The sequence below is a fragment of the Prolixibacteraceae bacterium genome, assembly GCA_019720755.1.
GTDB classification, from domain to species: domain Bacteria; phylum Bacteroidota; class Bacteroidia; order Bacteroidales; family Prolixibacteraceae; genus Halosquirtibacter; species Halosquirtibacter laminarini.
In genome coordinates this window covers 1-25744 of the sequence record CP081303.1, presented here as the reverse complement: position 1 = coordinate 25744, position 25744 = coordinate 1, and the positions used below count along the sequence as shown (strand labels likewise).

The following is a 25744-nucleotide window of genomic DNA, read 5'->3' as shown; positions in this document are numbered from 1 at the left end:
TTATGGTACATTTGATACAAGCCAAAAAATGGATAATAAAATAGATGAATCAATTTAAACATAAATCAACCAAAACTTTACGTATTGGAATCTCCATATTTATGCTAATACTAACTTTTGGAATTGTTGGATATGAAGTTATTGAAGATTACTCTTTTGTTGATGCACTTTACATGACGATCATAACGATATCTACAGTAGGCTTTGGAGAGATCAAACCTTTAAGCGAGATGGGTCGTCTATTTACTTCTGGGTTGATACTTATGTCATTGGGTAATTTGGCATATTTAGGTACATCAGTAGTAACATTTATTGTCGAAGGAGAACTTTTTGAATACATTAAAAATAATAGAGTGAATAAACGCATACATAAACTTACGAACCATGTGATTGTTTGTGGTTTCGGTCGTAATGGAGAACAAGCATGTTTAGAGCTACTAGATCATAATCAAGAGTTTGTAATCATTGAGAAGCGAGATAATGTTATTGATCATGTAAAGGAACATCCCGAACTTTTATACATAAAAGGAGATGCGACGCACGAAGAAGTGCTAATATCTGCAGGTATAGATAGAGCCAAAGCCCTTATTGCAACGACGCCCAACGATGCAGACAATGTATTTGTTGTTTTAACGGCAAGAGAGATGAATCCCAATATAAAAATTATCAGTAGGGCATCTGAACGAGGATCTGATATGAAACTCAAAAGAGCTGGAGCGAACAACGTAATTATGCCTGAAAGAATGGGAGGCCAACGAATGAGTAAGTTGGTAATGCAACCAGATGTCGTAGAATTTATGGAATATGTGTTACTCCAAAGTAACAAAGATGTCTCTCTAGAGGAGATTGGTTGTAATTATATGTGCCCATCATTTGAAGGAAAGAGCATAGAGGAGTTAAAAAATGTTGATCGTTCAGGAGTAAATATTGTAGGTATAAAACAGAGAAGTGGTAAATATATCTTCAATCCTCAAAATAACGATGTAATACAGAGAACAGACAAAGTGTTTATTTTAGGTTCAATAATACAAGTAGGACAATTTAAGAAGACCTTAGAAAGAGGGAAATAGAGGTGTGTAATGAGTTATAAGTATAATGCTGTATTTCACCTTATTGCGCATTCAAAACAATTATTCAAAATAATAAGTTTGTGATGAAGAAGAGTCGGTAAAAAATATTAACTTTGAGCCGATTTTTAGTTAATTCTGCGCGGTTGCCATATAATATAAAATGCTGCTGCGTAGATATTGTATCATTATTTAAAATATTCTAAGATGTATTTAACTTCAGAAAAGAAACAAGAAATTTTTGCTAAACACGGAGAGAAAGCAACAAACACAGGTTCTGCAGAAGGACAAATTGCGTTGTTTACATTCCGTATTGCTCACCTTACTGAGCACTTGAAAAAAAACCGCAAAGATTTCTCTACACAACATGCACTAATTAAGTTGGTAGGTAAGCGTCGTAGCTTGCTTGACTATCTAAAGAAAAAAGATATCGAGCGTTACCGTGCGATTATCAAAGAACTTAACTTGCGTAAATAATTTTCTAAAGAGAGGGTTTGCCCTCTCTTTTCTGTTTTCGAAAGGCCCCACCCATTTATCTTTCGATTATTAATTTTTTGAAATTATGATTCAACCTGTAGTTAAAACAATCGATCTAGGCGATGGAAGAGAGATCTCTATCGAGACTGGAAAACTGGCAAAGCAAGCCGATGGATCGGTTGTAGTAAGAATGGGTGATACAATGTTATTGGCAACAGTAGTTTCTTCTACTGAGGCAAAAGATGATGTTGATTTCATGCCACTTACGGTAGATTACCGTGAGAAATTTTCTGCGGCAGGACGCTTTCCTGGAGGTTTTACCAAGAGAGAAGGACGTCCATCAGACGACGAAATTCTAGTTGCTCGTTTGGTTGACCGTGCTTTACGTCCGCTTTTCCCAAGCGATTATCATGCAGAGACAGCAGTAATGATCTCTCTTCTTTCAGTAGGAGAGGGTGATATGCCAGATGCCCTTGCGGGATTGGCTGCATCAGCAGCTTTGGCAGTTTCAGACGTTCCGTTTGAAACATATATTTCTGAAGCTCGTGTGGCTCGTATTGGAGGATCATTTGTGATCAATCCAACCTATGATCAATTGCAAGAGGCAGATCTAGATATTATGGTGGGTGCAACTTACGATAACATCATGATGGTAGAGGGTGAAATGGATGAGGTGTCTGAAAAAGAGATGCTTGATGCAATTAAATTTGCCCACCAATCCATTCGTTTGCAATGTACTGCACAAGCAGAACTAGCAGAAACATTAAGTGTAGTAAAACGTGAGTTTTGTCACGAACAGTCTGACGAAGCCCTTCTTGCATTGGTTAATGAGCAGTGTTATAGCAAATGCTATGAGGTAGCCTCAAGAGGACTTGCAGATAAGCATAAGCGTAGTCAATTGTTTTCTGAGATCAAAGAAGAGTTTGTTTCTTCTTACACAGAAGGTAAAGAAGATAGTGAAATTAATAATTTCCTTATCAATAAATACTTTCACGATGTTCATAAAGATGCAGTTCGTAGATGTATTTTAGATGAAGGCCAACGTTTAGATGGTAGAAAAACTACTGAGATCCGTCCTATTTGGGGAGAAGTAGATTATTTACCACGTGTACACGGTTCGGCTGTCTTCACTCGTGGAGAAACACAGTCTCTAACTTCTGTTACTTTGGGAACAAAGTCTGACGAGAAGATTATTGACAATGCAACTCTTCAAAGTAGAGAGCGTTTCTTATTGCACTATAATTTCCCTCCATTCTGTACTGGTGAGGCTCGTACCCCAAGAGGTATATCTCGTCGTGAGATTGGTCATGGTAATTTAGCTTATCGTGCCTTAAAAGGAATGATCCCTAAAGATTATCCATATGTTGTACGTGTTATTTCAGACGTACTTGAATCGAATGGATCGTCGTCTATGGCAACTGTATGTGCTGGAACAATGGCACTAATGGATGCAGGTGTTCAGATCAAAAAGCCTGTTACAGGTATTGCGATGGGATTGATCACAGACAACGAGAAATTTGCTGTTCTTTCAGATATTCTTGGTGATGAAGATCACCTAGGAGACATGGACTTTAAAGTTACAGGGACAAAAGATGGTATTACAGCTACTCAGATGGATATCAAAGTAGATGGTTTACCATACGAAGTTCTTGAACAAGCTCTTGAGCAAGCACGTCAGGGACGTCTTCATATCATGGGTAAAGTGGAAGAGGTAATTTCTGAAGTACGCGACGATTACAAACCTTTCGTTCCACGTATTGTGAAGATGACTGTACCAAAAGATATGATTGGTGCGATCATTGGACCTGGTGGAAAGATCATCCAACAGATTCAAGAAGAGACACAATCAGTAATCTCTATTGAAGAAAAAGATGGACACGGTATTGTTGAGATTTCAGCTACAAACAAAGAGACTATTGAAGCTGCAGTAGCACGTATCAAAGGTATTGTTGCCGTTCCTGAAGTTGGAGAAGTATACAAAGGAAAAGTAAAATCAATTGTTGCATTTGGTGCATTTATTGAGATTATTCCTGGAAAAGATGGTCTTCTACACATTTCTGAGATCGACTGGTCACGTCATGAGACCATGGATGGTCTAATGAAAGAAGGAGATATTATTGAGGTTAAGCTTGTGGAGGTAGATAGCAAAACAGGAAAGCTAAAACTTTCTCGTAAAGCACTTCTTCCAAAACCAGAAGGTTATAAAGAGCGCCCACCACGTAACAATAGAGAAGGTGGTAACCGCAGAGAAAATGGTGGCAATCGCCGCCCTAAGAATTAATTAAGTAAAACTTTTACGATAGGTATTACTTTTTACGAACGAACGATAAAAAAGCTTGCTTTCCTTATGAAAGTAGGCTTTTTTTATCTATTCATGATTCGTCAACAAGATAGATATTTCAGGATAGAGCTCTCAAAAGATTAAGTCAAATTAAAACATGAAATAAAATATTAGCTCTTTTTTTTCTCACAAAAGTTTCGTAATCTTAACAAGGATATAGAATAAGAAAAGTAGAAACAATTAAAAAAATAAAGACACGTGAAAGATTCTATCGTTATCATCCCGACATATAATGAAAAAGAGAATATTGAAAAGATGATTCGTTATGTCATGAATCTCGAACATGATTTTCATATACTAATTATTGATGATGGTTCTCCTGATGGCACAGGACAAATTGTTACGAATATGTTGGATGAGTTCAAAGACCGTCTCTTTATTGAACATCGCTCGGGTAAACTAGGACTAGGTACAGCATATATCCATGGTTTTAAGTGGTCTCTAAAACACAATTATCAGTATATATACGAAATGGATGCGGACTTTTCTCACAATCCAGACGATTTGATCAGACTACGACAAAAATGTGTGGACGGTGCGGATCTAGCAATTGGTTCTAGATATATATCCGGCATTAATGTGATCAATTGGCCATTAGGAAGAGTATTAATGTCTTATGGCGCTTCAATGTATGTAAGATTGATAACAAGAATGCCTATAATGGATGCTACAGCAGGATTTAAATGCTATAAAAAAGAAGTGCTTGAGAAAATACCTTTCGATAAAATACGCATGAAGGGCTATGGCTTTCAAATTGAGTTGAAATTCACTTCATGGAAATATGGTTTTAATGTACAAGAAGTTCCTATCATATTTACCGATAGACAAGAAGGAACTTCTAAGATGAGTGGTGGTATTTTTGGCGAAGCTTTTTTTGGTGTTATGAAGATGAAATTTCGAAGCTTTTTTCGCAAGTATAAATAGATAAATACTCCTCTTGACTGAGAAATTTAAATACAAAAGTCTTCTTAATGAAAAAGAAGACTTCTCTATTTAGTTCGATAACTTTCTACAAGTTTTCATGGTTGTCTATTTCTCTACGCAAAACAATTAAACTAGAATCATCAAGATAATCACGACTAACCATCGTTCCAGGAAACTCGGGTGCACGCACTCCTGACTGAAAAAAGCCATGCCCTAAAAAGACTCTTGCTTCATCCCAAAGGGACTCTTTGATTAAAGACTGCAGTGTCGTAGGGCCTCCCTCTACTATTAAAGATTGAATATTTCTTTCATGAAGATCAGAGAGTATTTGTTGCCACAAACCTTTGGTTTTATCAATTGAAACAAACGTTGTATTTGGGAGAGATGATTCTTCGGTATAGGTGTAGATTACTGTTGGGATTGCTCCATCAAAAAGAGCTTGTGTTCTAGGAACACGACTATTTAGATCTAGTAAAACACGAAGAGGATGCTTATCTTGTGCCCATTCTCGAACAGTCAAAGATGGATTATCTTTCACAGCAGTCTGGGTACCAACCATAATAGCATCTTCGTCAACCCTGGTCTTATGAACGGCCACTTTAGACAACTCATTCGTTATCCAAGTTGGTTGACCATAATACTCTTTAGTCCGATCAATATCCATAAAACCATCTAGTGTCTGAGCCCATTTTAATATGATATATGGTCTTTTGTGTCTATGAAATGTAAAGAAACGTCTATTCAGCTGGTAACACAATGGTTCACAAAAAGACTCAACAACTTGTATGCCGGCATCTTTCATCATTTGAATTCCTTTACCTTTTACCTTAGCAAAGGGATCTGTTACCCCAACAACGACTCTAGGAATACCGCTCTTTATAATAAGTTCTGCACATGGAGGTGTTTTTCCATAATGAGCACAAGGCTCTAACGTAACATATATGGTGGCATCTTTCAGTAAGGACTTATCCTTTACTGCATTAATTGCATTGACTTCAGCATGGGCTTCTCCAAACCTCTGATGAAAACCCTCTCCAATAATCATATCATGATAAACAACAACTGCTCCTACCATAGGGTTTGGAGCAACACGACTCATTCCTAGACGTGCCAACTCAATGGCACGATGCATATATCTCGATGCAACTTTAAAAGGATATTCCATAGTATATAACGATAAAAGAACCGTAGCAATAATTAAATGATTAGTTTCTGATACAATCTGATAAGATTGTATCTTTGCAGACAAAGATATAAAATGCTGAAAAGTAATTTCATGAAAGAGGTACTCAATTCACTACAAAGATCATTGGCATCACATTACGATGTTTACGAAGCACAAAATATGATGAAAATATTGGCGATTCATCTCCTTGACATCACGTCTATTGAGTGGTTTACAAAAGATTTTACCTCTCCATCACAAGAGCAATGGAACTCACTTAAAAGTGCAGTCGAAAGACTTCTAGATGATGAACCTTTACAATATATTATTGGAGAAGCAGACTTCTATGGACTAACATTTCGTGTGAATCCTTCTGTACTTATACCACGACCAGAGACAGAGGAACTAATTGAATGGATTATTCAAGAGGTGCACCAACATCAGTCTATCCTAGACATTGGAACAGGTAGTGGATGTATCCCTATTACCCTAAAAAAGAATATCCCAAACTCGAAAGTAACCTCCATTGATTTTTCGGAAGAAGCGTTACAAGTTGCGACTGAGAATGCCCTTAAAAATGAGGTAGAGGTGGAATTAAAGCATGACAATGCACTGAATATTTCCACCGAAATTAAGAGTCGAAAATGGGATATTGTTGTTAGCAATCCTCCTTATATTAGACAAAGTGAAAAGGTAGAAATGAGAGATAATGTATTGCTACATGAACCAGATATGGCCCTTTTTGTAAGCAATGAAGACCCTCTCATATTCTACAGAGAAATTGCAAAATATGCATATGACCATTTGAATAATGAAGGCCTATTGTTCTTTGAGATAAATCAATATCTTGGTGATGATACAGTTCATCTACTAAAGCGTATTGGTTTCAAAGATATTACATTGAGAAAAGATTTATCAGGGAACGACCGTATGATTAAAGCCGTTTATAAAAAATAGATCAGATGAAAACTTACACAAAAGAACAAGCTTTGAATAGAGCGGCAGCACTATGTAGTAGAACTGAAAAATGCAGCTTCGATATTCAAAAGAAACTGATACAATGGGGAATTGAAGAGACTGATGCGAACGAAATTATTGACAGACTTATAGTTGAAAAATTTTTGGATGATGAGAGGTTCGTTCGTTACTATGTAAAAGACAAGATGACTTTTAATGGATGGGGGAAACAGAAGATTTGGTTTCATCTTCAACAAAAACGTATGCCTCAGTCTACTTTTGAAACGGTATGGGAAGAGATGGATAAAGAATCCTATAATGAGAAACTAATCTCGCTGTTACAAAAGAAACAAAAAAGTTTAAAAACAGATGATCCATGGGAGATAAAGCAAAAACTAATGCGATATGCCGCAGGTCGTGGTTTTCAAATAGATGAGATCTATCGAGCACTTGATGCCGTAGAAGATGATGATGAAGAGCTTGGGGCATTGTAGTCTTCTCCCCAAACAATGGACTGAACCATCGAAGCTTGTATCTCAATCTTACTAGAAGTAGATGTCTCGTAAACATTACCTACAACCTCGAAGTTTACAGCATCTCCTATTGCAACAGCAACATCATTAAAACCTTTCCCCTCTTGAATCGTTATGGTGGCAATAGGCTCTCTAGTCAATCCAGATTGTGCGACCAATAGATCACCTTTATAAAGGTTCACTCGATAATTCGTCACCCCACTCATCCAATTCCATGTTATCTTATAACTGTCTGATGTTGCATCGTATATAACAGAAACAAAGCTAGTAGGAAGTATTACCTTCTTACTAATGGTGTTGTTTTTAGTATATGTTGCATCTCCACCACTTGTTGTAGCATAGAAGGTGTAGTCCCCAATGATTGGATATGTCTTACTATAGTCACTGTCTAAACCAGGAAGAATCCAAGAGTTATCTAAACCAATAAATTTACGTAAAGAGATCTCTTGAGAATTTTCAAATTTACCATCTTCATCAGTATAAGTGGGAGTAGATACAGACACCTTCGACATAGGTTGATACGCATATGCATATCCTGAAAGTGCATAAATAGTGTCATTCCCTGACTTTCTAATTTTGGTGTAGATATCAACATCCCAATCAAGTGAAGTAGAGTCACCACATGAAACCATGGTAAATAGTGTGATACATACAATCACAACATTGAATATTATTCTCATAACGATATTTTGCGTAAAGTTTTATGAAGCACGAAACGTCATACAAAACAAAAATAGTAAAAATAAAATGTAATAATCCTCTCATCACAATTCTAATATTTTGAAAATGTGGATAGAATATTGTTTTTTAACGCAATAAAAAGATTTAAAGGATAGAATAATTAGGGAAATATATTAACTTTGCAACGCAAATTAATTAATTAATATTATTAAGCATTTTTCATTATGCCAGTTAAAATTCGTTTAGCACGACACGGTCGTAAAAGAAATGCCTATTACTACATTGTTGTAGCTAATAGCAGGGCACCACGTGATGGTAAGTTCATTGAAAGAATTGGATCATATAATCCAAATACTAATCCTGCTACCATCGAGCTTGATTTCGATAAAGCTCTAAACTGGATGCTAAAGGGAGCTCAACCTACTGACACTGCAAGATCAATCCTTTCTGAGGAGGGTGTTCTTTACAAGAAACACGTTATTGGTGGTGTGAAAAAAGGAGCATTTGATGAAGCTACTGCTGAAGCTAAATTCGAAGCATGGAAAGCAGCTAAAGCTGTGAAACAACAAGCTAAGAAAGACGCTCTAACTGCAGCTAAAGACTCTGTTAAAGCAGATTCATTGGCTAAAGAAGCTGAAATCAAAGAAGCTCGTACACAAGAGTTAGCTAAGAAGAAAGCAGATGCTGCTGCTGAAGCTGCTGCTGCTGCTGCTGAAGCAGAAGTTGCACCAGAAGCAGATGCAGATACTGCTGAAGCTTAATTTATCGATCAGACATGTTACTTTTATAATTAGTAACTTCTAAGATAAATTATTTAAGGTATTAAGGCGATGGATTTCCATCGCCTTTTTTATTTTTGTAAATAATCAGCATTTATTTGTTGGGGTAAACATTACAAAAGAGTTGATTTATGTGTCGTGAAATAGATATTAATAGATGTATCTCCATTGGGTATATTATGAGAACCCATGGACTACAAGGAGAAGTTATTATTAAGTTTAATCCAGCGTATGGTGAAACTTTTGAAGAGATAGAGTCGCTGTTCTTAGAAATTGAAGGAGGACTAGTTCCTTTCTTAATAGAAGAGGATAGCTTGCGTTATAGAACTGGAGAAACTGCAAATATCTCCTTTAAATCTTACCAAAATGTCGACCTTGTGGATCCTTATGTAGGATGTAAGATTTTTGTCTTTAACGAAGACGTGATTATTGATGAAGAGATTACGGACTTTTCAATCCTTGAAGGATATCATATTACCGACACTCAAAAGGATATAAATGGAGAAGTTATTCGAGTTGAAGATTTCTCTGGGAACATAATACTCTCTATCGAAGTAGATGGAGAAGAAGTTATGGTCCCATTTAACACAGAGATTGTAAAACAGATTTTGCATGAACAAAGGTTAATACACCTAGATATTCCAGAAGGATTGCTTGATCTGAATGAATAGTAATAAATCAGAACACATAACTATGAGATTATTTCTAACAACGTTATTGACGCTAATCATTGGATTCGCACATGCCGAAAAAATCCAAAAGAGAGAGGTAGAGCCTTTTTCAGAAATTACACTTAAAATTGAAGCACAACTACACTTCATTCAAGATGATGTACAATCAATTGAAATTCGTGTGGGCAAAGCTTCTACAATGCAGAAAATAATTACAGAAGTTAAAGATCGTCAATTGATTGTCCGTTTTACCAATAATGACAGATGGTTTAAAGATTGGGAACCTGGTAAAATTGACATATATATAACTGCTCCTGATATCGAAGCTCTTAATGTGGCAGGTTCTGGATCGATTAAAGTAGAAGATGAATTAAATTCTAGAATCATTGACTTGAACCTTAATGGTAGTGGAGATATTACTGTAGACTATCTTGAAACGGAAAAAATGAATGTGAACATTCAAGGATCAGGTTCTATTAAAGTAAAAAACTGTTCAGAGGTTTCTGGATTTAAAGCACTTATATCAGGTTCTGGAGATTTCTTTGGCATGGCCGTTCCAACAAAGAAAGCTAAAATAAAAATATCAGGATCAGGGGTATGCGAAATCACATGTAATGGAAAAATAGATGCTACAATCATCGGTTCGGGACAAGTACTATATAAAGGAAACCCAGATATTGACACGAAAATTGTAGGAAGGGGAAAAGTTATGGTTAAAAAATAAGAGATTCTATTTGGATGGAAAATAAGTCTTTTCATTCATTTCTAAACAAATAGCAATCCACATATAACGGATATACAAACTTTATATATTGAAAATTGTATTCATCCATATAAAAAGGACTCTTGTTCTCAAGAGTCCTTTTTATATGATATTTTGAATCTACTTTTTTATTTTCGCAGAATTTCTATCTCACCACCAACACCTAACTTAATGATAGAAGACGATTGCTTCTTCTCCATATCACCTTGCCTAAACTCGACAACATAATCCACTCCATTCTTAATTTCATCAGAAATATCTACAAAATTACCAGGAGTCGGTTCTCCACTGATATTCGCGGATGTAGAAACCAAAGGCTTACGAATACGTCGAATCAAATCGCTTGTAAACTTTTCTTCCGTGATACGAATACCCACCGTTTTGTCTTCAGAAAGAAGATTCGGTGCTAAGTTCTTCGCATTAGGATAAATAATCGTTAATGGCTTCTCTGTCACCTCAATCAATTCCCATGCAACATCAGGCATCATATCAATATAACGCGCTATTAGTCCTGGATTCTCCATTAAAACTAACATGCTCTTCGAATCAGATCTTTTCTTCAACTCGTATATCTTGCGGACTGCTTCCTCATTGGTCGCATCACAGCCTATACCCCAAACAGTATCTGTTGGATACAAAATAATCCCACCAGATTGAATAACCTCTATGGCCTTGTTAATATCTTCTTTTTCGTATCTCATCTTTACTAGTATTTTGCAACGGAAAACAAATATACTTAAATAGCATGGATCTAGTGTATAAAAGAAACGTTAAACTATTTATAAAACAAAGTTCCATAAGGACCTAAGTGATTTTTTTTTGATACTTTTGGGTATAATAGATACCATTCTTTTAGGTTTTATTTCAACCATTAATTTGAAGTAAATGCTATGTTCAAAAGTTATTTTTCCAGTCCTATTTTGATATTCAAACAGGAAAAAAAAGGTATATTTGTGTAAATTAAATATGATTATATATGGGGATGAAATTTTTTCACGTACCTCGAAATCGCTCTTTTCACATACCTTATCGTTTTCATAATCCAGAGGAAGAAGCAAAAAAGGAACGAACAGAACGCTTAAAGGCAGAACTTAATATGAAAGACTCTGATTCAAAAAACACGAGTGATCATGGAGGTACAATCCGAGGATCCTTTCGTTCTGAATCAAAGCTATTAACTAAGGGAGGCTTTGCCTTCGGACAGAATGAGAAAAAGAAATCAAATCAGCGTATTTTCATCATTCTTCTATTAATACTTTTGGTTCTTTTTATTATCTTTTTTTAATCTCAACGTGTTTACCCGATGTCAGATATCATACAATTACTTCCTGATTCTGTTGCGAATCAAATAGCTGCTGGAGAGGTTGTTCAAAGACCCGCATCAGTTGTAAAAGAGATGGTTGAGAATGCGATAGATGCAAATGCTACAAAAATCACGATTAACCTTAAAGATGCTGGACGTACCCTCATTCAGGTTATCGATAATGGAGATGGAATGTCTCCGACGGATGCTAGATTAAGCTTTGAACGCCATGCAACGTCAAAGATTAAATTGGCGGAAGATCTCTATGCAATCCGAAGTATGGGATTTAGAGGAGAAGCACTGGCATCCATTGCGGCAGTATCTGAAATCGAGTTGAAGACACGCAAAGAGACTGATGAATTAGGAACATTGATATCTATTCAGGCCTCTGAAGTTGTTTCTCAGGAAGAGGTTGTATGTGAACAAGGATGTAACTTTACCGTTAAAAACCTATTCTATAATATCCCTGCAAGAAGAAAATTCCTTAAGTCTGATCGTGCTGAGTTAAAGCATATTATGATAGAAATACAGAGAATCGCATTGGCTCATTCTCAAATATCTTTCAGATTATATCATAATGACACAATCATTTACGATCTACCTAAATCAAACTTAAGAAAGAGAATTGTAAACCTGCATGGTAAAAATATTAATCAAAACCTTATACCTGTTGAAGTAGAGACTTCTATTATTAAAATTACAGGATATATAGGCCAGCCTAAGTTTGCAAGAAAAACATCAGGAGACCAATTCTTCTTCGCAAATCAGCGCTTTATGAAGCATCCATATTTTCATAAGGCTATTACTACGGCTTATGAAAATATTATTGCAAATGATACAATCCCAGCATACTTTCTATTTTTCGAGGTGGATCCTGCAAATATCGATGTAAATATTCATCCAACGAAAACAGAGATTAAATTTGAAGATGAAAAATCTGCTTGGCATATTATTCATGCTGCAGTACGAGAAAGCTTAGGTAAATTTAATATTGTTCCTTCAATCGAGTTTGATCAAGCTGGTGCTATGGAAATTCCAGCCCTGCTAGAAAATGAGGATCCATCTATGTCCTCACCTACTATCGAAGTAGATCAAACTTATAATCCTTTTGAAGTACAACATCATATCGAGAATCACCCTCGTCCTACAAATCAGATAAATAATCCTCAACGATTTGAAAACAATAGACAGAATTGGGGATCACTATATAGTGGTATAGAGAAGGAGAAAGTAAATGAAGAGATTGAGGCAAATCTAGAAGCTTTCGAAATGGAAGGCATGGATAACCCTATCGCGAATATTGCTTTTAATGAAACTCCTGAACCTGTACAGCAAACTTTAAATATGGAAGAAGGCTCTCAAATGAGTAAATTTCTTCATCTTAAAAATAGATATATCTTAACTCCGGTGAAGTCTGGATTAATGGTTATTGACCAAAGAAAGGCACAACAGCGGATTTTGTATGAGGGATTTTTGCAACTAATTAAGACACAACAATCCGTTAGCCAACAACAGCTATTTCCTCACACAATCGAATTGGGACTTATGGATAGTGAAATGCTTCATTCAGTAGTTACTGAGTTAAATAAGTTTGGGTTTGACATTCAATATGCAGAACAGAATGTATTTGTGATACACGGAATCCCAAGTATCTTAGGAAAGATAAATCCAGTAGGGCTTCTTGAGGGAATCATCGAAGAGATGAAATTGAGGCCCTTTGATATTAAAGAGGAGATGAACAATTATGTTGCCAAAATACTTGCAAAGACATCTTGCTCCAATCGTAAGATATCTTTAAAAGATCAGGAGGTACAACAACTCTTTAATGATCTTTTTTGCTGTATGCATCCAACAATATCCCCATGGGGAGAGCCTGTACTTAAGATCATGCCAGTGGAAGATCTTGAGAAGTTTTTAAAGTTATAAAAATAGAAATTAATGAATACAAATCGTATACTTCCCAATACCCCCCCAGCTGTAAGAGGCTTACTCATTGCTAATGTCATCATGTTTATCCTCTCCTACTTTGCTAAAGATACTTTTATGAGGTATTTTGCATTGTACCAGCCAACGTCTGATTACTTCATGCCACATCAACTTATTACCCATCTATTTATGCATGGGAGTATAACACATATATTCTTCAATATGTTTGCATTGTGGATGTTTGGACGAATTCTAGAACAAGTTTGGGGATCCAAAAGATTTCTTATATATTATTTTGTTACCGGACTAGGTGCAGCCCTTCTTCATACATTAGTAAACTACATTGAGATACATTCTATTACTGAGGCAGGAAAAGCTCTAATGAACACTCCATCTCCAGGACTTCTGGAAGATTTTGTTCATAAATACCTTAAATATCCATCAACAGAGCTTACTGAATTTATGTACCGCTTTGCAGAGAAACCAAAAGATCCTGATTACACAGGAACAATACCATCTATAGTAGATGGTATTATCAATCTAAAAGAGAATATTCCAACAGTTGGAGCATCAGGTGCTGTATATGGAGTACTTCTAGCATTTGGAGTTCTATTCCCAAATACAGAGCTTATGTTATTATTCCCTCCAATACCTATTAAAGCAAAATATATGGTTATTGGTTATGCTGTTATTGAGCTTGTCTTAGGTCTTGCAAGTCCTGGTAGCAATATTGCACATTTTGCTCACTTAGGGGGAATGATCTTTGGTTGGATATTATTAAAATATTGGAATACAAATAGTCGAAATTTTTATTAATCATGGGAATACTGAATGAGTTGCGTAATGCCTTTAAGAATGGAGGGTATCTTACCAAACTTATCTATATCAATGTGATCGTATTTTTTGTAATTCGAGGAATTGATGTCATACTTTTCTTAGGTGGTCAACCTCTTGGTTTGATAGTGAATTATCTATCATTACCTGATAGTTGGGCACAATTAATTAAACAACCGTGGTCTTTATTTACCTATATGTTTACACACTACGGTTTTATACATTTGTTTTCTAACCTACTTTTTCTCTATTGGTTTGGAAGAATATTCCTACAATATTTAGATCAGAACAAGCTTATTTATCTATATATTATTGGAGGCTTAATGGGAGGCATATTATACTTCATTGCTTTCAATACTTTGCCTGTATTTGCAAACAGCACAACATTACTTTTAGGGGCATCAGCTGCAGTATTTTCAATTGTAGTAGCAACAGCTGTGTACATTCCCAACTACCAACTATACTTAATGTTCATAGGGCCTGTTCGTATAAAATATATTGCTATTATATACGTAGTGCTTTCAACAATAATGATCGCATCTGAAAACCCCGGAGGAAATATTGCACACCTAGGAGGAGCTCTGTGCGGATATCTTTACATCCATTATTACAGAAAGGGAAAAGACATTGGGGCTTGGATATATCCATTAATAGATAAAGTCATGAAGTTATGTACTCGATCAACTTCTAACCTTAAGGTAAAATATAAGAAAGATGTAACGAAGATGAACGATAAGCAGTACAATCGTTCTAAAAAACAAAAACAAGAAGAGACGAACAGGGTCCTAGATAAGATATCAAAATCTGGGTATGATAGTTTGAGTAAAGAAGAAAAAAATCATCTTTTTAAGATGGGACGTAAATAGAGTTAATAGATATTTATGAAAAAGATTGCCAATTTCATCACAGCCTTAATTGGTATCATCACTATAGTGTGTGGATTATCTCATCATATTCCAGGAGACTACTTGAGCATCTTTGGATTTTTATCACTTCTCTTCCCTCTTGCATACATCTTAAATATTATGGCATTGTTACTACATAAACATGCTAAAATTATCTATAATATAATAGCAATAGTAGTCACATTTCCGGTAACTTCTTCTTTCTTTAGTATATCACATTCAAAAGAATTAATTGGTGTTCCAAATGACCTTAAAGTGATGAGTTATAACGTAAGAAACGGTATAATAAGAAGTGATAGCCAGCATATGGCAACAGAGTTAGATACCATAATAATGAAACACACTCCTGATGTAATATGCCTTCAGGAGATTCACTATCATGGAATCTCAAATACAAATATAATTAAAATTGGAGGTATTACATATCACTCATATCACGCTGCATCATCTAATGTTATTCTATCAAAGCAACCCATATTAGATTCAGGTATTATCCCTTTTAAGAACACTAAAAACAGTGCAATTTATATAGATACTAAGATTAATGGATTGCCTGTTAGGATATATAGCTGCCATTTACAATCATATAAAATATCCACAAAAGAGTATATACCATCGGAGAACAATCCCATATCGAAGAAGAATTTGTTACATAAATTAAATATAGGGATCAAACGGAGAGCAAAACAAGCAAGATCTGTTCGTAATAACATACAAGAATGTAACAAACCAGTCATTGTTTGTGGTGACTTTAATGCAATGCCTTCATCCTATCCATACCATATTATTTCAAAGGATCTAAAAGACACATTTTTAGAGAGAGGAAAAGGATTTGGAGTAACATATCATGCAGGATGGATTCATGCACGAATAGATTACATTCTATATTCAAAGCAGTTGGATACCAAAAATTATCTCACACTTAGACAAGGAAGATCAGATCACAAAGCCATTATAGGAACATACTATATAAAATAAAGGGAGATACGAATGCATCTCCCTTTATTGTTTTAGCGAATAAATCACTTAAATAAGTCTCTACTTACAATAAAGAGTCCAATTTAGAAGCAAGAATTGTTTTAGGAACAGCTCCAACTTGCTTATCAACAACCTCACCACCTTTAAAGAAAAGGATTGTAGGAATATTACGAATTCCATATTTAGCTGCAGTACCTTGGTTGTTGTCAACGTCCATTTTTGTAACAACAACTTTTCCTTCATACTCTTTAGCTAACTCTTCAACAACAGGAGTTAACATACGACAAGGTCCACACCATTCTGCCCAAAAGTCCACAAGAACAGGCTGTTCAGACTGAATAACTACTTCGTCGAAATTCGCATCAGTTACTTCAATAGCCATGATAATATAATGTTTTAAGTTTTAAAATTCTAAATGATTAACTCTATACGTCCAAATTTACTAATTAATTTAGTTTAAACGTAATCTCCTTATATTTTTGTAAAAAGGAGATTAAACTATCTGACAAAAATACACGTTTATTTCTAGAAATCAGTGAAATCTTCTGTTTTTTAACCCTATTCACAAAAGATAACTTTAAAAGAGTTTGTCCATTATTCGAGTTAATAAGCTCCATCAATTCTCTATTGAAGTTATTATCAATAAAATCGACAGGAAGTTCCAAGTCAACACTTTTCACTTTATCTCTCAAATTAGATAGCGACTCCACAAAAGAAACATTAAACTCCAATTCACCAGGTCTAAACATACTTTGCTCCACTCGACCTTTAACAAGAAGCAAACTACCTATCCTACAAAATTTCGAATAGCTATCATGATTTTTACCAAAGAAGAAGAATCGGTGACTTCCAGAGAAATCCTCTAATGTCATATTAGAGAATGGTTTACCTGTCTTTGTCATCGCTTCTTTTGCATCAGTAACCATACCAGCGAAAGCGACCTCTCTACCCTCTAGTGTCTCCAGATTCGCTAGACTCTTTACATTATACTCCTTAGAAGTAAAATGGTCTATCTCGAACTGAAAATCATCCAAAGGATGCGAAGAAAGGTAGATTCCGATCAACTCTTTTTCTCGCTCTAGAAGTTCTAATTTAGGCCATTCGTGAGCAAAAGGTATCGATGGTTTTTTCACTTCAATTGGAGCAAAATCCCCAAAAAGAGATCCCATTCCAGTATCTTGTTGATCAGACTGAATCTTATGACCATATGCAACCAAATCTTCTATAAAGGTAGCATTTGATTTTGTAGGTTCGAAGAACTGGGAACGATTAATCTCTGGGAAAAGATCGAATCCACCAGACACTGCAAGACCTTCAATATTTTTCTTATTAACAGTTTTCAAAGGGACACGCTCTACAAAATCAAAGATATCTTTAAACGGCCCTGAGTTCTTTCTATTTTCAATAATTACATCCACAGCACCTTCCCCAACACCTTTCACACCAGCAAGACCATAACGAATGACACCCTCTTTGTTTACAGTAAACTTACGGTACGATTCATTCACATCGGGACCTTTCACGTCCAGTTGCATATGACGACACTCTTCCATAAAGTTAGAAAGTTTGTCAATATTACTCAGGTTACGACTCAATACAGCAGCCATAAACTCTGCGGGGAAATGGGCTTTCAGGTATCCTGTTTGATAGGCTATATAAGCATAACAAACTGAGTGTGATTTATTAAAGGCATAGGATGCAAATGCCTCCCAATCACTCCAAATCTTAGATATTAACTTATCTGGTTCTGTTTTTTTCTCTTCACAACCTTCCATAAAACCTGGATTCCCTTTACAGCCATCCACGAATTTCGCCTTAAGCTCTTCCATCAGTTTCATATTCTTCTTACCCATCGCTTTACGAAGGGTATCAGACTGACCACGAGTAAAGTTACCAAGTGCTCTAGACTGAAGCATCACCTGTTCTTGGAAGACAGTAATACCATAAGTATTCTTAAGATATGGTTCCATCATTGGGTGATCATATTCAATCTTAGCAATCCCATGCTTTCTATTAATAAAGTTAGGGATATACTCCATTGGACCGGGTCTATAAAGGGCATTCATCGCAACCAAATCCTCAAAGCGATTTGGTTTTAACAGGCGAAGGTACTTCTTCATACCAGGAGACTCAAACTGGAATATAGCAGTCGTATCTCCACGGCTAAAGAGTTCGTAAGTCTCTCCATCATCCATTGGAATAGCATCTATATCCAAGTCCAATCCCTTAGAGAGCTTTACATTATCTAATGTTTCTTTAATAATAGACAATGTCTTAAGGCCAAGGAAGTCCATTTTAAGCAATCCAATATCTTCAACGAAACGTCCATCATATTGGGTAGTTAACAATGATTCTCCTTTGGTCGGCATCACAGGAATATTATCCGAAAGATTATCACGCCCAATCAGTACACCACAAGCATGAACTCCAGTTTGACGCACACAACCCTCTAAAGACTCCGCTAAGGTAATCGTTTTAGAGATCAATGGATCACTAGAACGTTTCTCTTTCACCAAATCAGGATTTTCAGCATAAGCTTTTTTAAGAGTCATCTTAGGAGCTTCTGGTACCATCTTAGCCAATCTATTTGCCTCTACAAGAGGAAGCTTCAAAACTCTAGCGACATCCTTCAAGGCCATCTTAGCTGCCATTGTACCGAAAGTACAAATATGTGCTACTTTATCATGACCATATTTCGCTGTAACCCAATCTAGCACCATCTGACGTCCATCATCATCAAAATCAATATCAATATCGGGCATAGATATACGGTCCGGATTCAAGAAACGCTCAAAAAGGAGGTCATATTTAATAGGATCTACATTTGTGATACCAATAGAGTATGCTACAGCTGAACCAGCAGCCGATCCCCTTCCAGGGCCAACAATTACCCCCATTTCTCGAGCAGCTTGAATAAAATCTTGTACAATCAAGAAATATCCGGGAAAACCCATAGATTTAATGGTATTCAGCTCAAAATCGATACGCTCTTTTTTATCAGAAGTAAAATTATCAGCATATCGATCTTTCACCCCCTCATAGACAAGATGCGAAAGATAATCGGACTCCAATTTAACACGAAGTGCTCCAGCATATCCCCCCATTCGGTCTAAAGAGCCACCAAAATCCTTTTCCAAATCCTCTGCATTAAACTTATGAGTATACTCTTCATAAGTTGCAAAAGAAGACGGAATAGGGAACTCCGGCATAATAGGGTCGGAATTCAACTCATAAAACTCTACTTTATTTGCAATATTATCTGTTTCAGCTACCACTTCAGGGATATCATTAAACAGCTCATACATCTCGTCAGAAGTTTTAAACCACTCTTGTCGAGTATATCGCATTCTATTTGGATCATCATAGTCCTTACCTGTATTTAGACAGATAAGAATATCATGAGCTTCAGCATCTTCCTCATTAACAAAGTGAACATCATTTGCAGCGATCACTTTGACATCATTCTTTTTTGCAAGTTCTAGTATTTTATTATTTACAAGAACTTGATTATCATAAATATTAGCTCTTAATCTAGGGTCATTACATCGATGACGTTGTAATTCGAGATAATAATCGTCTCCAAAAACACTCTTAAACCAAGCTATTGATTCCTCTGCTTTATTGATTTCACCTTTCATGATCCACTGTGGAATCTCTCCCCCCAAACAGGCGGAAGTAACAATGATTCCTTCATGATATTTTTCAAGAATTTCTTTATCAATACGAGGACGATAATACATCCCGTCCGTATTCGCAATAGAGATAAGTTTGAGAAGATTCTTATATCCTGTTTCATTCTTTGCAAGAAGAATTAAGTGATGACCAGAACGGTCCACTTTATCTTTTTTCGACGAGATATTTCTTGCAGCCACATAGGTCTCACAACCTAAGATTGGCTTTATATCGTTTGCTTTACACGCAGCATGAAACTCCTTAATACCAAACATGGTACCATGGTCGGTTAAAGCCACTGCTTTCATGCCATCCTCTTTTGCTTTTGAAACAAGAGCTTTGACCCCCGCAGCACCATCTAAAATAGAATACTGTGAGTGCACATGTAGATGCGTAAATGGTGTCATAGATAATTATTTTCTTCCTAAACGTAAATATCGAAGTGTAATCGTACTATACTGCTCGGAGAGGTATTGTTATTCAGTGATTGAATTTAACTCTTCATATAACTCCTCCAGTCTAACCATGTGTTTTCCAAACAGTAGGTTAAACAACCATATATATATACGATATACGAAGTAAAATATAGACACAAAAATAACAATTGACATGAGAATATAAATGATCAAAAAGAGATTATTGCTATTATTAACATCTCTCATATAGTGATTTGTGATCTCTTCATACATTGAATATATAGTGCCCACAGCCCCACTAATCAATAGGCAAGAAATTCCAAAGAAATAATTTCGCTTAAACTTCTTTAATACATAAAGAAACTTCTCAATAGAACTAGCTACATTAGAAGTCTGAAGATTATGCCAATCAATCTTATTCACTTTATAAACAAAGTCTATAAGAAAAATAGAACACACCAAAGCCAATCCATAATCAACAAAAGATAACCAAATAGGGAGTTTAAGATTAAGTAGGGACGACAAGAAATAATCTAAACCTAATTCAATAATCCAAAATAATCCCAATAAAATATATGCAATACGAATATTTTTTTCGATTGTTTCAAACTGAGATGTTCCTTTAGAGTGAATCATGGTCTCTAATTGCTCTCTACTAATCCCGGTACACTCCTCTTTTTCTTTAACCAAGGACTGCCAATTTTTTTTTAAATCTTCTAACTCCATTAATTCAGTAACTATCTAGGATTCATAATCTTTCTCAACTTATCTTTAATACGAGACATCTTAACACGTACATTATTTTGGGTAATACCTAAAATTTCTGAAATCTCCTCGTATTTCTTTTCCTCAAGATACAACAAAACAATGGATTTCTCAATTGAAGATAACGTTGCGATAGATTGGTGAAGTAATTCAACACGCAATTCAAACTCTTCATCCACACAACCTGCAGAAATTTGAAGTGTTTCATTCTCTATACTCTGTGTAAAGAAACCTTTTTTTTCTTTTTTAAAGTAAGTTATAGCAGTATTTAATGAAACACGATACATCCATGTACTAAATTTTGAATTCCCTTTAAAAGATGGATATGCCTTCCAGAGTTGAACTAATATCTCTTGAAATAGGTCCTTTCTTGATTCAGTATCAAAACAATACACACTACAAACTTTATGGATTATCTTTTGGTTTTCAGTTATTTTACTTAGAAATTCTTGCTTCAAAATAGAATGTTAATAGTTTAGATCAATCACATCTTTAAAAATTAAAGATATTTCGGATAAAAATATATTTTTTTTACAACTAATAAAACAGATCATTACATCTTTTTTGCAGAATTAACAAAGAAACTATATGAAATTAAGTATATTAGTGAATGTCCAATACAATAAGTGTAGCCATCTTAAACAAAAAAAGAGTCTCTGTGTTCAAATGAAAAAGATGATGAAGCAGCTTCTAATATTCGCACTCGTATTTCTCCTTATATCATGTCAAAAACAGAACACAATGCATATAGATACAATACTGTCTTTTCATTCTCAATATATTCAAGACAGAAATATTGATATTTGGCTTCCCAATGGATACAACTCCAAAGAGAGGTATCAAGTCCTATATATGCACGATGGACAGATGCTCTTTGATAGTACGAAGACATGGAATCATCAATCATGGAATGCAGGAGTAGTCGTACAAAAGCTGATCAATCAAAAAGAAATTCCTCCTACCATTATTGTAGCTATTTCTAATATTCAGGATTACAGGACATCAGACTACTGGCCACAAAAGGCCTTTGAACTACTTCCTAGAACCGTACAAGACAGCCTAATAAAATATCGACTACATCGATATCCTGAATCCGACAACTATCTCAAGTTTATCGTTGAAGAACTAAAACCATATATAGACAAAACATATTCAACCCGACCAGGTAAAAAGCACACCTTCATTGCTGGTTCAAGCATGGGAGGACTAATATCTATGTATGCCATATGTGAATATCCAGACATTTTTTATTCCGCAGCATGTCTTTCCACACACTGGATAGGGGGGTATAAAAAGAATAACCTGATTCCATCCACTTTTGTCACCTACATACAAAGACATATGCCCTCACCTCAAAGCCATAAGATCTATTTTGATCATGGAACAAAAACATTAGATGCAAACTACGAAGCGTATCAAGAGAGTGTTAACAAACTATTTGAGAGTGCAGGTTACAATAGCACGAACTTAATGAGTATTGTATTTAAAGGAGACAAACATAAAGAGAAATATTGGGCCCAACGACTTCATATTCCTTTACAGTTCATCCTGAATAATTGAATCACTTTAACCACAAATATTCACTATATCATCAATCAAAATATGGAGGGATGCTACTAGTATCCTTAGAAACAGAATCCAATATAAAGTTGTTTCATAATATGAGACTCATACATTTCATTTTGAGGGTTAACATTTTCAAAACGCAACCCTATGGGCAAAACACACCTAGGACCTAACTTCCAATTCATTCCGATATTGGTTAACCAATATACATCCAGCGGAGTTAAAAGGTGAAACTGTTGATCAGATTTAGCACCTCTATATGCATTCCATTTCGCTTCATTGGTGATTCCATAAAGACCATAATAGGAGGTCACAAATAGTACCGAATTCCTCATTCTAAAAGAGAGAGAGAAATCCAATGTACTTCTCATAGATGCAAAAAGTTGACTATGTTCAAAACTACTATTGGCGACATCAATCTTGTCTTTGCGCAATTGACCATTTAGTCCAACCCCAATCCTTGTCTCTAACCGAGCGCTTTCGTGTGACAACCGATACAACAGATGATTAGAGACCATCCACCTCTTATAGTTCATCGAGGCAGAGGGATTAAAACTATTAAGTTTAAAAGCGTGATCTAATGATCCTTTCATATACTGTAACGACAATATATTATTCCATCGATGGTAATAAAAATTCACACCAATTTCACCAAAAGCGATAGAATTTTCATAAGTAAAGGAGGATATCTTTTTATTGAAATAGGCAATAGAGGAAGAACCAACAAGACCATAGAATTTGGTTTGTAGTCTATCTTGCCCATTCATTAACATAGGGATAGAGACAAAAAACAAACATAATAACCAATTATTTACCAATTTCATAGTCTATTGCTTTTTGCAGTGTTGGATCTAAATTATCAACATAATCAATAGCTCGTGTAAAGATATCTGGAGTAATGCCGACGCCTTCTAGAGAAGTTCCATCGACCAACCTTACTTCACTTGAAGGAATACGTACATACCAACCATTCAACAACTCACGATAAATAGAGGGCGAAAAAATACCATAAGTCCTAGCCCCCATTGTAGATACATTCTCTAAATCACACATAGACAAGACAAATATCTCTGCAGCACTAGCAGTCTTACTATTAATCAATATGGTCACTCTCCCTTGGTAATATAATTTAAAAGAGGGGGTAACCACAAAACTTTCTGGTATCTCCTTCAAGTCCATTCTATTTTTATTAAAACGAGTTCGCTCCTCAAGATACTTTAAAGAAGAGGAATGGAAGTACCCAGCCAAATACTCAGCCCAATGAGAAAATCCTCCAGGATTATTACGAACATCAATAATCAGACTCTTCTTCTTAGACAGGTAGATCATCGCTTCATCAACCTCATTGGCAAATGTATCAATATCAGAATCAAGTTTATCCTTTATAAAAGTGTTTACTCTTAAGTAACCAATAGAAGTATCCTGAATCACAGCCCCATACTGAATAAATTCGCATTCATTACTTACTATATGAACAAGACTTTCATAATACAAAGCATAAACACTATTAACATCCGATAATCCGAGACGTATTGGTTGAAAAGAAGATATCTCCGTTTTATTACGAGCCACATAAGCATGTCCATCTTTCAATACATTGAGCTGAATTGCAGCTAAAATATGGTATAGTGAATCGTTTGAAATATTGTTAGAAACGAAGGGACGATAAATTTGATAAGACTCATCCCAATTGATATTTTTGACCTTAAAATTTGCATAATACATATCATAAGACTTCCAAAAATCATCGAATACAGCCACTGGTGTAACCAATGTCTCTTCGTTGAAACTCTTTGAACAAGAGGACCATATAGGGAGCAAAAAAAATAGGAGGAGAACTCTTTTCATGCCATCTTATTCATAACGAACTAATTTTACAATACAGTAGAACTGTAAGATACAATTCTACTGTAATGAACACAAATGCAAGAAAACTATTTTTTTAGAAAATTAGGTTCTAACTCTTTATACCAAGCTTCAGTAGCTGCTGTAAGATCCCAATCATAATCTCCCATCATCTTGACTAATACATCAAATTCACTTTTACTAAAGGTTATTTTTGAAATAAGATTAGCCAACTCTTTATTCTCTGATTTCCAATCTTTACGACAATATTTCTCCAAATTATAAGTCGATCCATAAGCATGTTTTGGATCTTCTAAGATGGTAAGATACTTTTCGTTTAACATAGGATGAGGAAACCAACCTGTGAGACAAAAAGGTTTTCTATGGCTATACAAATCCTCAAACAGAACAAGTAGCTCTTTTTCTGTCATAGTATTCACTTTGAAATCGAGTTGATAACGCTTTTTAGCCACATTCGCTCCAACAAAACCCTCAGAGCTAGTATCAATAGAATATATGACACCGCCTAAATCTTCATGATAATCGTTTAATTCATCAATGGAAGTAGCACTAAAATATTTAGGAACAATCAATCCTAACCTTCCCCCTTTATAAATATCTCCAATATGTTCTAATATGTCATCTTCATTTCTAGATAGGTCACTAGTACTCCATTTTTCAAGAAATACTTGAGCTTTATTTTTGTTTAAAGCCAACATTCCATCAGAGGTCATCAAGATCTTCACAGAATAACCTTTCGACTCAAGAAACTTTTTAGTAAAAAGACTAAACGCTTTATTTTCACTCCACTCTTCGCATGCAATAACCACATCTGGCCCTTTTTTACTGTCAACAGCTTTATTTTTATTTTTCACACCACAAGCACTCAACAAGACAAGTGCAATTAATAGTAAATTTAATCTCATAATGGGATAATGTTTAAATTTTGTCGATTACAAACTATTCATAATTGCTAATAGCGAATATCTAATTAGATATATTCAAATATAATTAAAAGTTAACATATGAACATAACATATAATAAAGTAATAAAGTATTTAACTTTTATATTGATACCATCCACATGACATAGCTCATCAATATAGTGTTGATTATTATCTTACTTACGTGTCCTTTTCTGTAAAAACTTTTTTTTAAAACTCACTAAAACAAACG

25 protein-coding genes are annotated in these 25744 nt (G+C 35.3%); 15 read left to right on the top strand and 10 right to left on the bottom strand.

Features of this window, described 5'->3' with window-relative positions:
- The first annotated feature begins 44 nt into the window (after nt 1-44).
- The 4 genes from K4L44_00125 (at nt 45) to K4L44_00110 (ending at nt 4809) form a co-directional block, all read left to right on the top strand.
- Entirely contained in the window at nt 45-1070 is a 1026-nt protein-coding gene (locus K4L44_00125) for an NAD-binding protein (GenBank protein QZE14348.1), read from the top strand.
- A gap of 204 nt (nt 1071-1274) precedes the next feature.
- The gene (rpsO, locus tag K4L44_00120) at nt 1275-1544 is read left to right on the top strand and encodes a 30S ribosomal protein S15 (GenBank protein ID QZE14347.1); all 270 of its coding nucleotides are present in this window, start codon (nt 1275-1277) and stop codon (nt 1542-1544) included.
- Nucleotides 1545-1629: 85 nt separating this feature from the next.
- Entirely contained in the window at nt 1630-3825 is a 2196-nt protein-coding gene (gene pnp / locus K4L44_00115; protein ID QZE14346.1) for a polyribonucleotide nucleotidyltransferase, read from the top strand.
- A gap of 315 nt (nt 3826-4140) precedes the next feature.
- Entirely contained in the window at nt 4141-4809 is a 669-nt protein-coding gene (locus tag K4L44_00110) for a polyprenol monophosphomannose synthase (protein ID QZE15926.1), read from the top strand.
- 85 nt (nt 4810-4894) lie between these two features.
- Here K4L44_00110 and ribD read toward each other — a convergent pair whose 3' ends face one another.
- The gene (gene ribD / locus K4L44_00105) at nt 4895-5974 is read right to left on the bottom strand and encodes a bifunctional diaminohydroxyphosphoribosylaminopyrimidine deaminase/5-amino-6-(5-phosphoribosylamino)uracil reductase RibD (protein ID QZE14345.1); all 1080 of its coding nucleotides are present in this window, start codon (nt 5972-5974) and stop codon (nt 4895-4897) included.
- A 111-nt stretch (nt 5975-6085) separates the two neighbouring features.
- On the opposite strand from ribD, the gene prmC reads away from it, so the two are divergent.
- Both prmC and K4L44_00095 read left to right on the top strand, forming a co-directional pair.
- Entirely contained in the window at nt 6086-6931 is an 846-nt protein-coding gene (gene prmC / locus K4L44_00100) for a peptide chain release factor N(5)-glutamine methyltransferase (protein QZE14344.1), read from the top strand.
- Between the two features lie 5 nt (nt 6932-6936).
- On the top strand, nt 6937-7425 hold the full coding sequence (locus K4L44_00095; protein QZE14343.1) for a RecX family transcriptional regulator: 489 nt from the start codon (nt 6937-6939) through the stop codon (nt 7423-7425).
- On the opposite strand, the gene K4L44_00090 is transcribed toward K4L44_00095, so the two are convergent.
- Nucleotides 7371-8144: a hypothetical protein gene (locus tag K4L44_00090; GenBank protein QZE14342.1), complete on the bottom strand. Its 774-nt coding sequence runs from the start codon at nt 8142-8144 to the stop codon at nt 7371-7373. The genes K4L44_00095 and K4L44_00090 overlap by 55 nt on opposite strands.
- Nucleotides 8145-8369: 225 nt before the next feature.
- On the opposite strand from K4L44_00090, the gene K4L44_00085 reads away from it, so the two are divergent.
- From K4L44_00085 to K4L44_00075, 3 genes are all read left to right on the top strand, one after another.
- Nucleotides 8370-8906, top strand: coding sequence for a 30S ribosomal protein S16 (locus K4L44_00085; protein ID QZE14341.1), 537 nt, complete (start codon nt 8370-8372; stop codon nt 8904-8906).
- Between the two features lie 149 nt (nt 8907-9055).
- Nucleotides 9056-9595: a hypothetical protein gene (locus K4L44_00080; GenBank protein QZE14340.1), complete on the top strand. Its 540-nt coding sequence runs from the start codon at nt 9056-9058 to the stop codon at nt 9593-9595.
- Between the two features lie 22 nt (nt 9596-9617).
- Nucleotides 9618-10319 carry a DUF2807 domain-containing protein gene (locus tag K4L44_00075; protein ID QZE14339.1) on the top strand — a complete coding sequence of 234 codons (702 nt, stop codon included), beginning with the start codon at nt 9618-9620 and terminating at the stop codon, nt 10317-10319.
- A gap of 167 nt (nt 10320-10486) precedes the next feature.
- On the opposite strand, the gene K4L44_00070 is transcribed toward K4L44_00075, so the two are convergent.
- The gene (locus tag K4L44_00070) at nt 10487-11059 is read right to left on the bottom strand and encodes a threonylcarbamoyl-AMP synthase (protein QZE14338.1); all 573 of its coding nucleotides are present in this window, start codon (nt 11057-11059) and stop codon (nt 10487-10489) included.
- Nucleotides 11060-11334: 275 nt separating this feature from the next.
- On the opposite strand from K4L44_00070, the gene K4L44_00065 reads away from it, so the two are divergent.
- Genes K4L44_00065 through K4L44_00045 form a run of 5 tightly spaced genes read left to right on the top strand, consistent with a single transcriptional unit; the run spans nt 11335 to nt 16304 of the window.
- Nucleotides 11335-11643 carry a hypothetical protein gene (locus K4L44_00065; protein ID QZE14337.1) on the top strand — a complete coding sequence of 103 codons (309 nt, stop codon included), beginning with the start codon at nt 11335-11337 and terminating at the stop codon, nt 11641-11643.
- 18 nt (nt 11644-11661) lie between these two features.
- Entirely contained in the window at nt 11662-13587 is a 1926-nt protein-coding gene (gene mutL, locus K4L44_00060; protein QZE14336.1) for a DNA mismatch repair endonuclease MutL, read from the top strand.
- 12 nt (nt 13588-13599) lie between these two features.
- The gene (locus K4L44_00055) at nt 13600-14403 is read left to right on the top strand and encodes a rhomboid family intramembrane serine protease (protein QZE14335.1); all 804 of its coding nucleotides are present in this window, start codon (nt 13600-13602) and stop codon (nt 14401-14403) included.
- Nucleotides 14404-14405: 2 nt separating this feature from the next.
- Nucleotides 14406-15287 (top strand): rhomboid family intramembrane serine protease, encoded by an 882-nt coding sequence (locus tag K4L44_00050; protein QZE14334.1) that lies wholly within the window; start codon nt 14406-14408, stop codon nt 15285-15287.
- Between the two features lie 15 nt (nt 15288-15302).
- Nucleotides 15303-16304 (top strand): endonuclease/exonuclease/phosphatase family protein, encoded by a 1002-nt coding sequence (locus K4L44_00045; protein ID QZE14333.1) that lies wholly within the window; start codon nt 15303-15305, stop codon nt 16302-16304.
- Nucleotides 16305-16368: 64 nt separating this feature from the next.
- On the opposite strand, the gene trxA is transcribed toward K4L44_00045, so the two are convergent.
- The 4 genes from trxA to K4L44_00025 form a co-directional block, all read right to left on the bottom strand.
- Entirely contained in the window at nt 16369-16686 is a 318-nt protein-coding gene (gene trxA, locus K4L44_00040; GenBank protein ID QZE14332.1) for a thioredoxin, read from the bottom strand.
- Between the two features lie 64 nt (nt 16687-16750).
- On the bottom strand, nt 16751-20383 hold the full coding sequence (gene dnaE / locus K4L44_00035; GenBank protein ID QZE14331.1) for a DNA polymerase III subunit alpha: 3633 nt from the start codon (nt 20381-20383) through the stop codon (nt 16751-16753).
- 69 nt (nt 20384-20452) lie between these two features.
- Nucleotides 20453-21118, bottom strand: coding sequence for a hypothetical protein (locus tag K4L44_00030; protein ID QZE14330.1), 666 nt, complete (start codon nt 21116-21118; stop codon nt 20453-20455).
- A gap of 11 nt (nt 21119-21129) precedes the next feature.
- Nucleotides 21130-21615: an RNA polymerase sigma factor gene (locus tag K4L44_00025; GenBank protein ID QZE14329.1), complete on the bottom strand. Its 486-nt coding sequence runs from the start codon at nt 21613-21615 to the stop codon at nt 21130-21132.
- 130 nt (nt 21616-21745) lie between these two features.
- Between K4L44_00025 and K4L44_00020 the strand changes: the two genes are divergently transcribed.
- A complete protein-coding gene (locus K4L44_00020) occupies nt 21746-22717 on the top strand; it encodes a hypothetical protein (GenBank protein ID QZE14328.1) in 972 nt (323 codons plus the stop codon).
- A 65-nt stretch (nt 22718-22782) separates the two neighbouring features.
- On the opposite strand, the gene K4L44_00015 is transcribed toward K4L44_00020, so the two are convergent.
- The 3 genes from K4L44_00015 to K4L44_00005 all read right to left on the bottom strand — a co-directional run bounded on the left by K4L44_00015 (nt 22783) and on the right by K4L44_00005 (nt 25494).
- Nucleotides 22783-23547, bottom strand: coding sequence for a hypothetical protein (locus K4L44_00015; GenBank protein QZE14327.1), 765 nt, complete (start codon nt 23545-23547; stop codon nt 22783-22785).
- On the bottom strand, nt 23531-24571 hold the full coding sequence (locus tag K4L44_00010; GenBank protein QZE14326.1) for a S41 family peptidase: 1041 nt from the start codon (nt 24569-24571) through the stop codon (nt 23531-23533). Before K4L44_00010 ends, K4L44_00015 begins: the two co-directional genes overlap by 17 nt.
- Nucleotides 24572-24657: 86 nt before the next feature.
- Complete coding sequence (locus K4L44_00005; GenBank protein ID QZE14325.1) at nt 24658-25494, bottom strand: hypothetical protein; 837 nt, start codon at nt 25492-25494, stop codon at nt 24658-24660.
- Between the last annotated feature and the right edge of the window lie 250 nt (nt 25495-25744).

Bases quoted from the DNA above. Each gene is read 5' to 3' on its own strand.
- K4L44_00010 (QZE14326.1), bottom strand. From the start codon at position 24,571: ATGAAAAGAGTTCTCCTCCTATTTTTTTTGCTCCCTATATGGTCCTCT.
- K4L44_00095 (QZE14343.1), top strand. From the start codon at position 6,937: ATGAAAACTTACACAAAAGAACAAGCTTTGAATAGAGCGGCAGCACTA.
- K4L44_00070 (QZE14338.1), bottom strand. From the start codon at position 11,059: ATGAGATACGAAAAAGAAGATATTAACAAGGCCATAGAGGTTATTCAA.
- mutL (QZE14336.1), top strand. From the start codon at position 11,662: ATGTCAGATATCATACAATTACTTCCTGATTCTGTTGCGAATCAAATA.
- K4L44_00085 (QZE14341.1), top strand. From the start codon at position 8,370: ATGCCAGTTAAAATTCGTTTAGCACGACACGGTCGTAAAAGAAATGCC.
- rpsO (QZE14347.1), top strand. From the start codon at position 1,275: ATGTATTTAACTTCAGAAAAGAAACAAGAAATTTTTGCTAAACACGGA.
- ribD (QZE14345.1), bottom strand. From the start codon at position 5,974: ATGGAATATCCTTTTAAAGTTGCATCGAGATATATGCATCGTGCCATT.
- K4L44_00090 (QZE14342.1), bottom strand. From the start codon at position 8,144: ATGAGAATAATATTCAATGTTGTGATTGTATGTATCACACTATTTACC.
- prmC (QZE14344.1), top strand. From the start codon at position 6,086: ATGAAAGAGGTACTCAATTCACTACAAAGATCATTGGCATCACATTAC.
- K4L44_00050 (QZE14334.1), top strand. From the start codon at position 14,406: ATGGGAATACTGAATGAGTTGCGTAATGCCTTTAAGAATGGAGGGTAT.
- K4L44_00080 (QZE14340.1), top strand. From the start codon at position 9,056: ATGTGTCGTGAAATAGATATTAATAGATGTATCTCCATTGGGTATATT.
- K4L44_00045 (QZE14333.1), top strand. From the start codon at position 15,303: ATGAAAAAGATTGCCAATTTCATCACAGCCTTAATTGGTATCATCACT.
- K4L44_00065 (QZE14337.1), top strand. From the start codon at position 11,335: ATGGGGATGAAATTTTTTCACGTACCTCGAAATCGCTCTTTTCACATA.
- K4L44_00125 (QZE14348.1), top strand. From the start codon at position 45: ATGAATCAATTTAAACATAAATCAACCAAAACTTTACGTATTGGAATC.
- pnp (QZE14346.1), top strand. From the start codon at position 1,630: ATGATTCAACCTGTAGTTAAAACAATCGATCTAGGCGATGGAAGAGAG.
- K4L44_00015 (QZE14327.1), bottom strand. From the start codon at position 23,547: ATGAAATTGGTAAATAATTGGTTATTATGTTTGTTTTTTGTCTCTATC.
- K4L44_00075 (QZE14339.1), top strand. From the start codon at position 9,618: ATGAGATTATTTCTAACAACGTTATTGACGCTAATCATTGGATTCGCA.
- K4L44_00055 (QZE14335.1), top strand. From the start codon at position 13,600: ATGAATACAAATCGTATACTTCCCAATACCCCCCCAGCTGTAAGAGGC.
- K4L44_00110 (QZE15926.1), top strand. From the start codon at position 4,141: ATGATTCGTTATGTCATGAATCTCGAACATGATTTTCATATACTAATT.
- K4L44_00030 (QZE14330.1), bottom strand. From the start codon at position 21,118: ATGGAGTTAGAAGATTTAAAAAAAAATTGGCAGTCCTTGGTTAAAGAA.
- K4L44_00005 (QZE14325.1), bottom strand. From the start codon at position 25,494: ATGAGATTAAATTTACTATTAATTGCACTTGTCTTGTTGAGTGCTTGT.
- K4L44_00020 (QZE14328.1), top strand. From the start codon at position 21,746: ATGAAATTAAGTATATTAGTGAATGTCCAATACAATAAGTGTAGCCAT.
- dnaE (QZE14331.1), bottom strand. From the start codon at position 20,383: ATGACACCATTTACGCATCTACATGTGCACTCACAGTATTCTATTTTA.
- trxA (QZE14332.1), bottom strand. From the start codon at position 16,686: ATGGCTATTGAAGTAACTGATGCGAATTTCGACGAAGTAGTTATTCAG.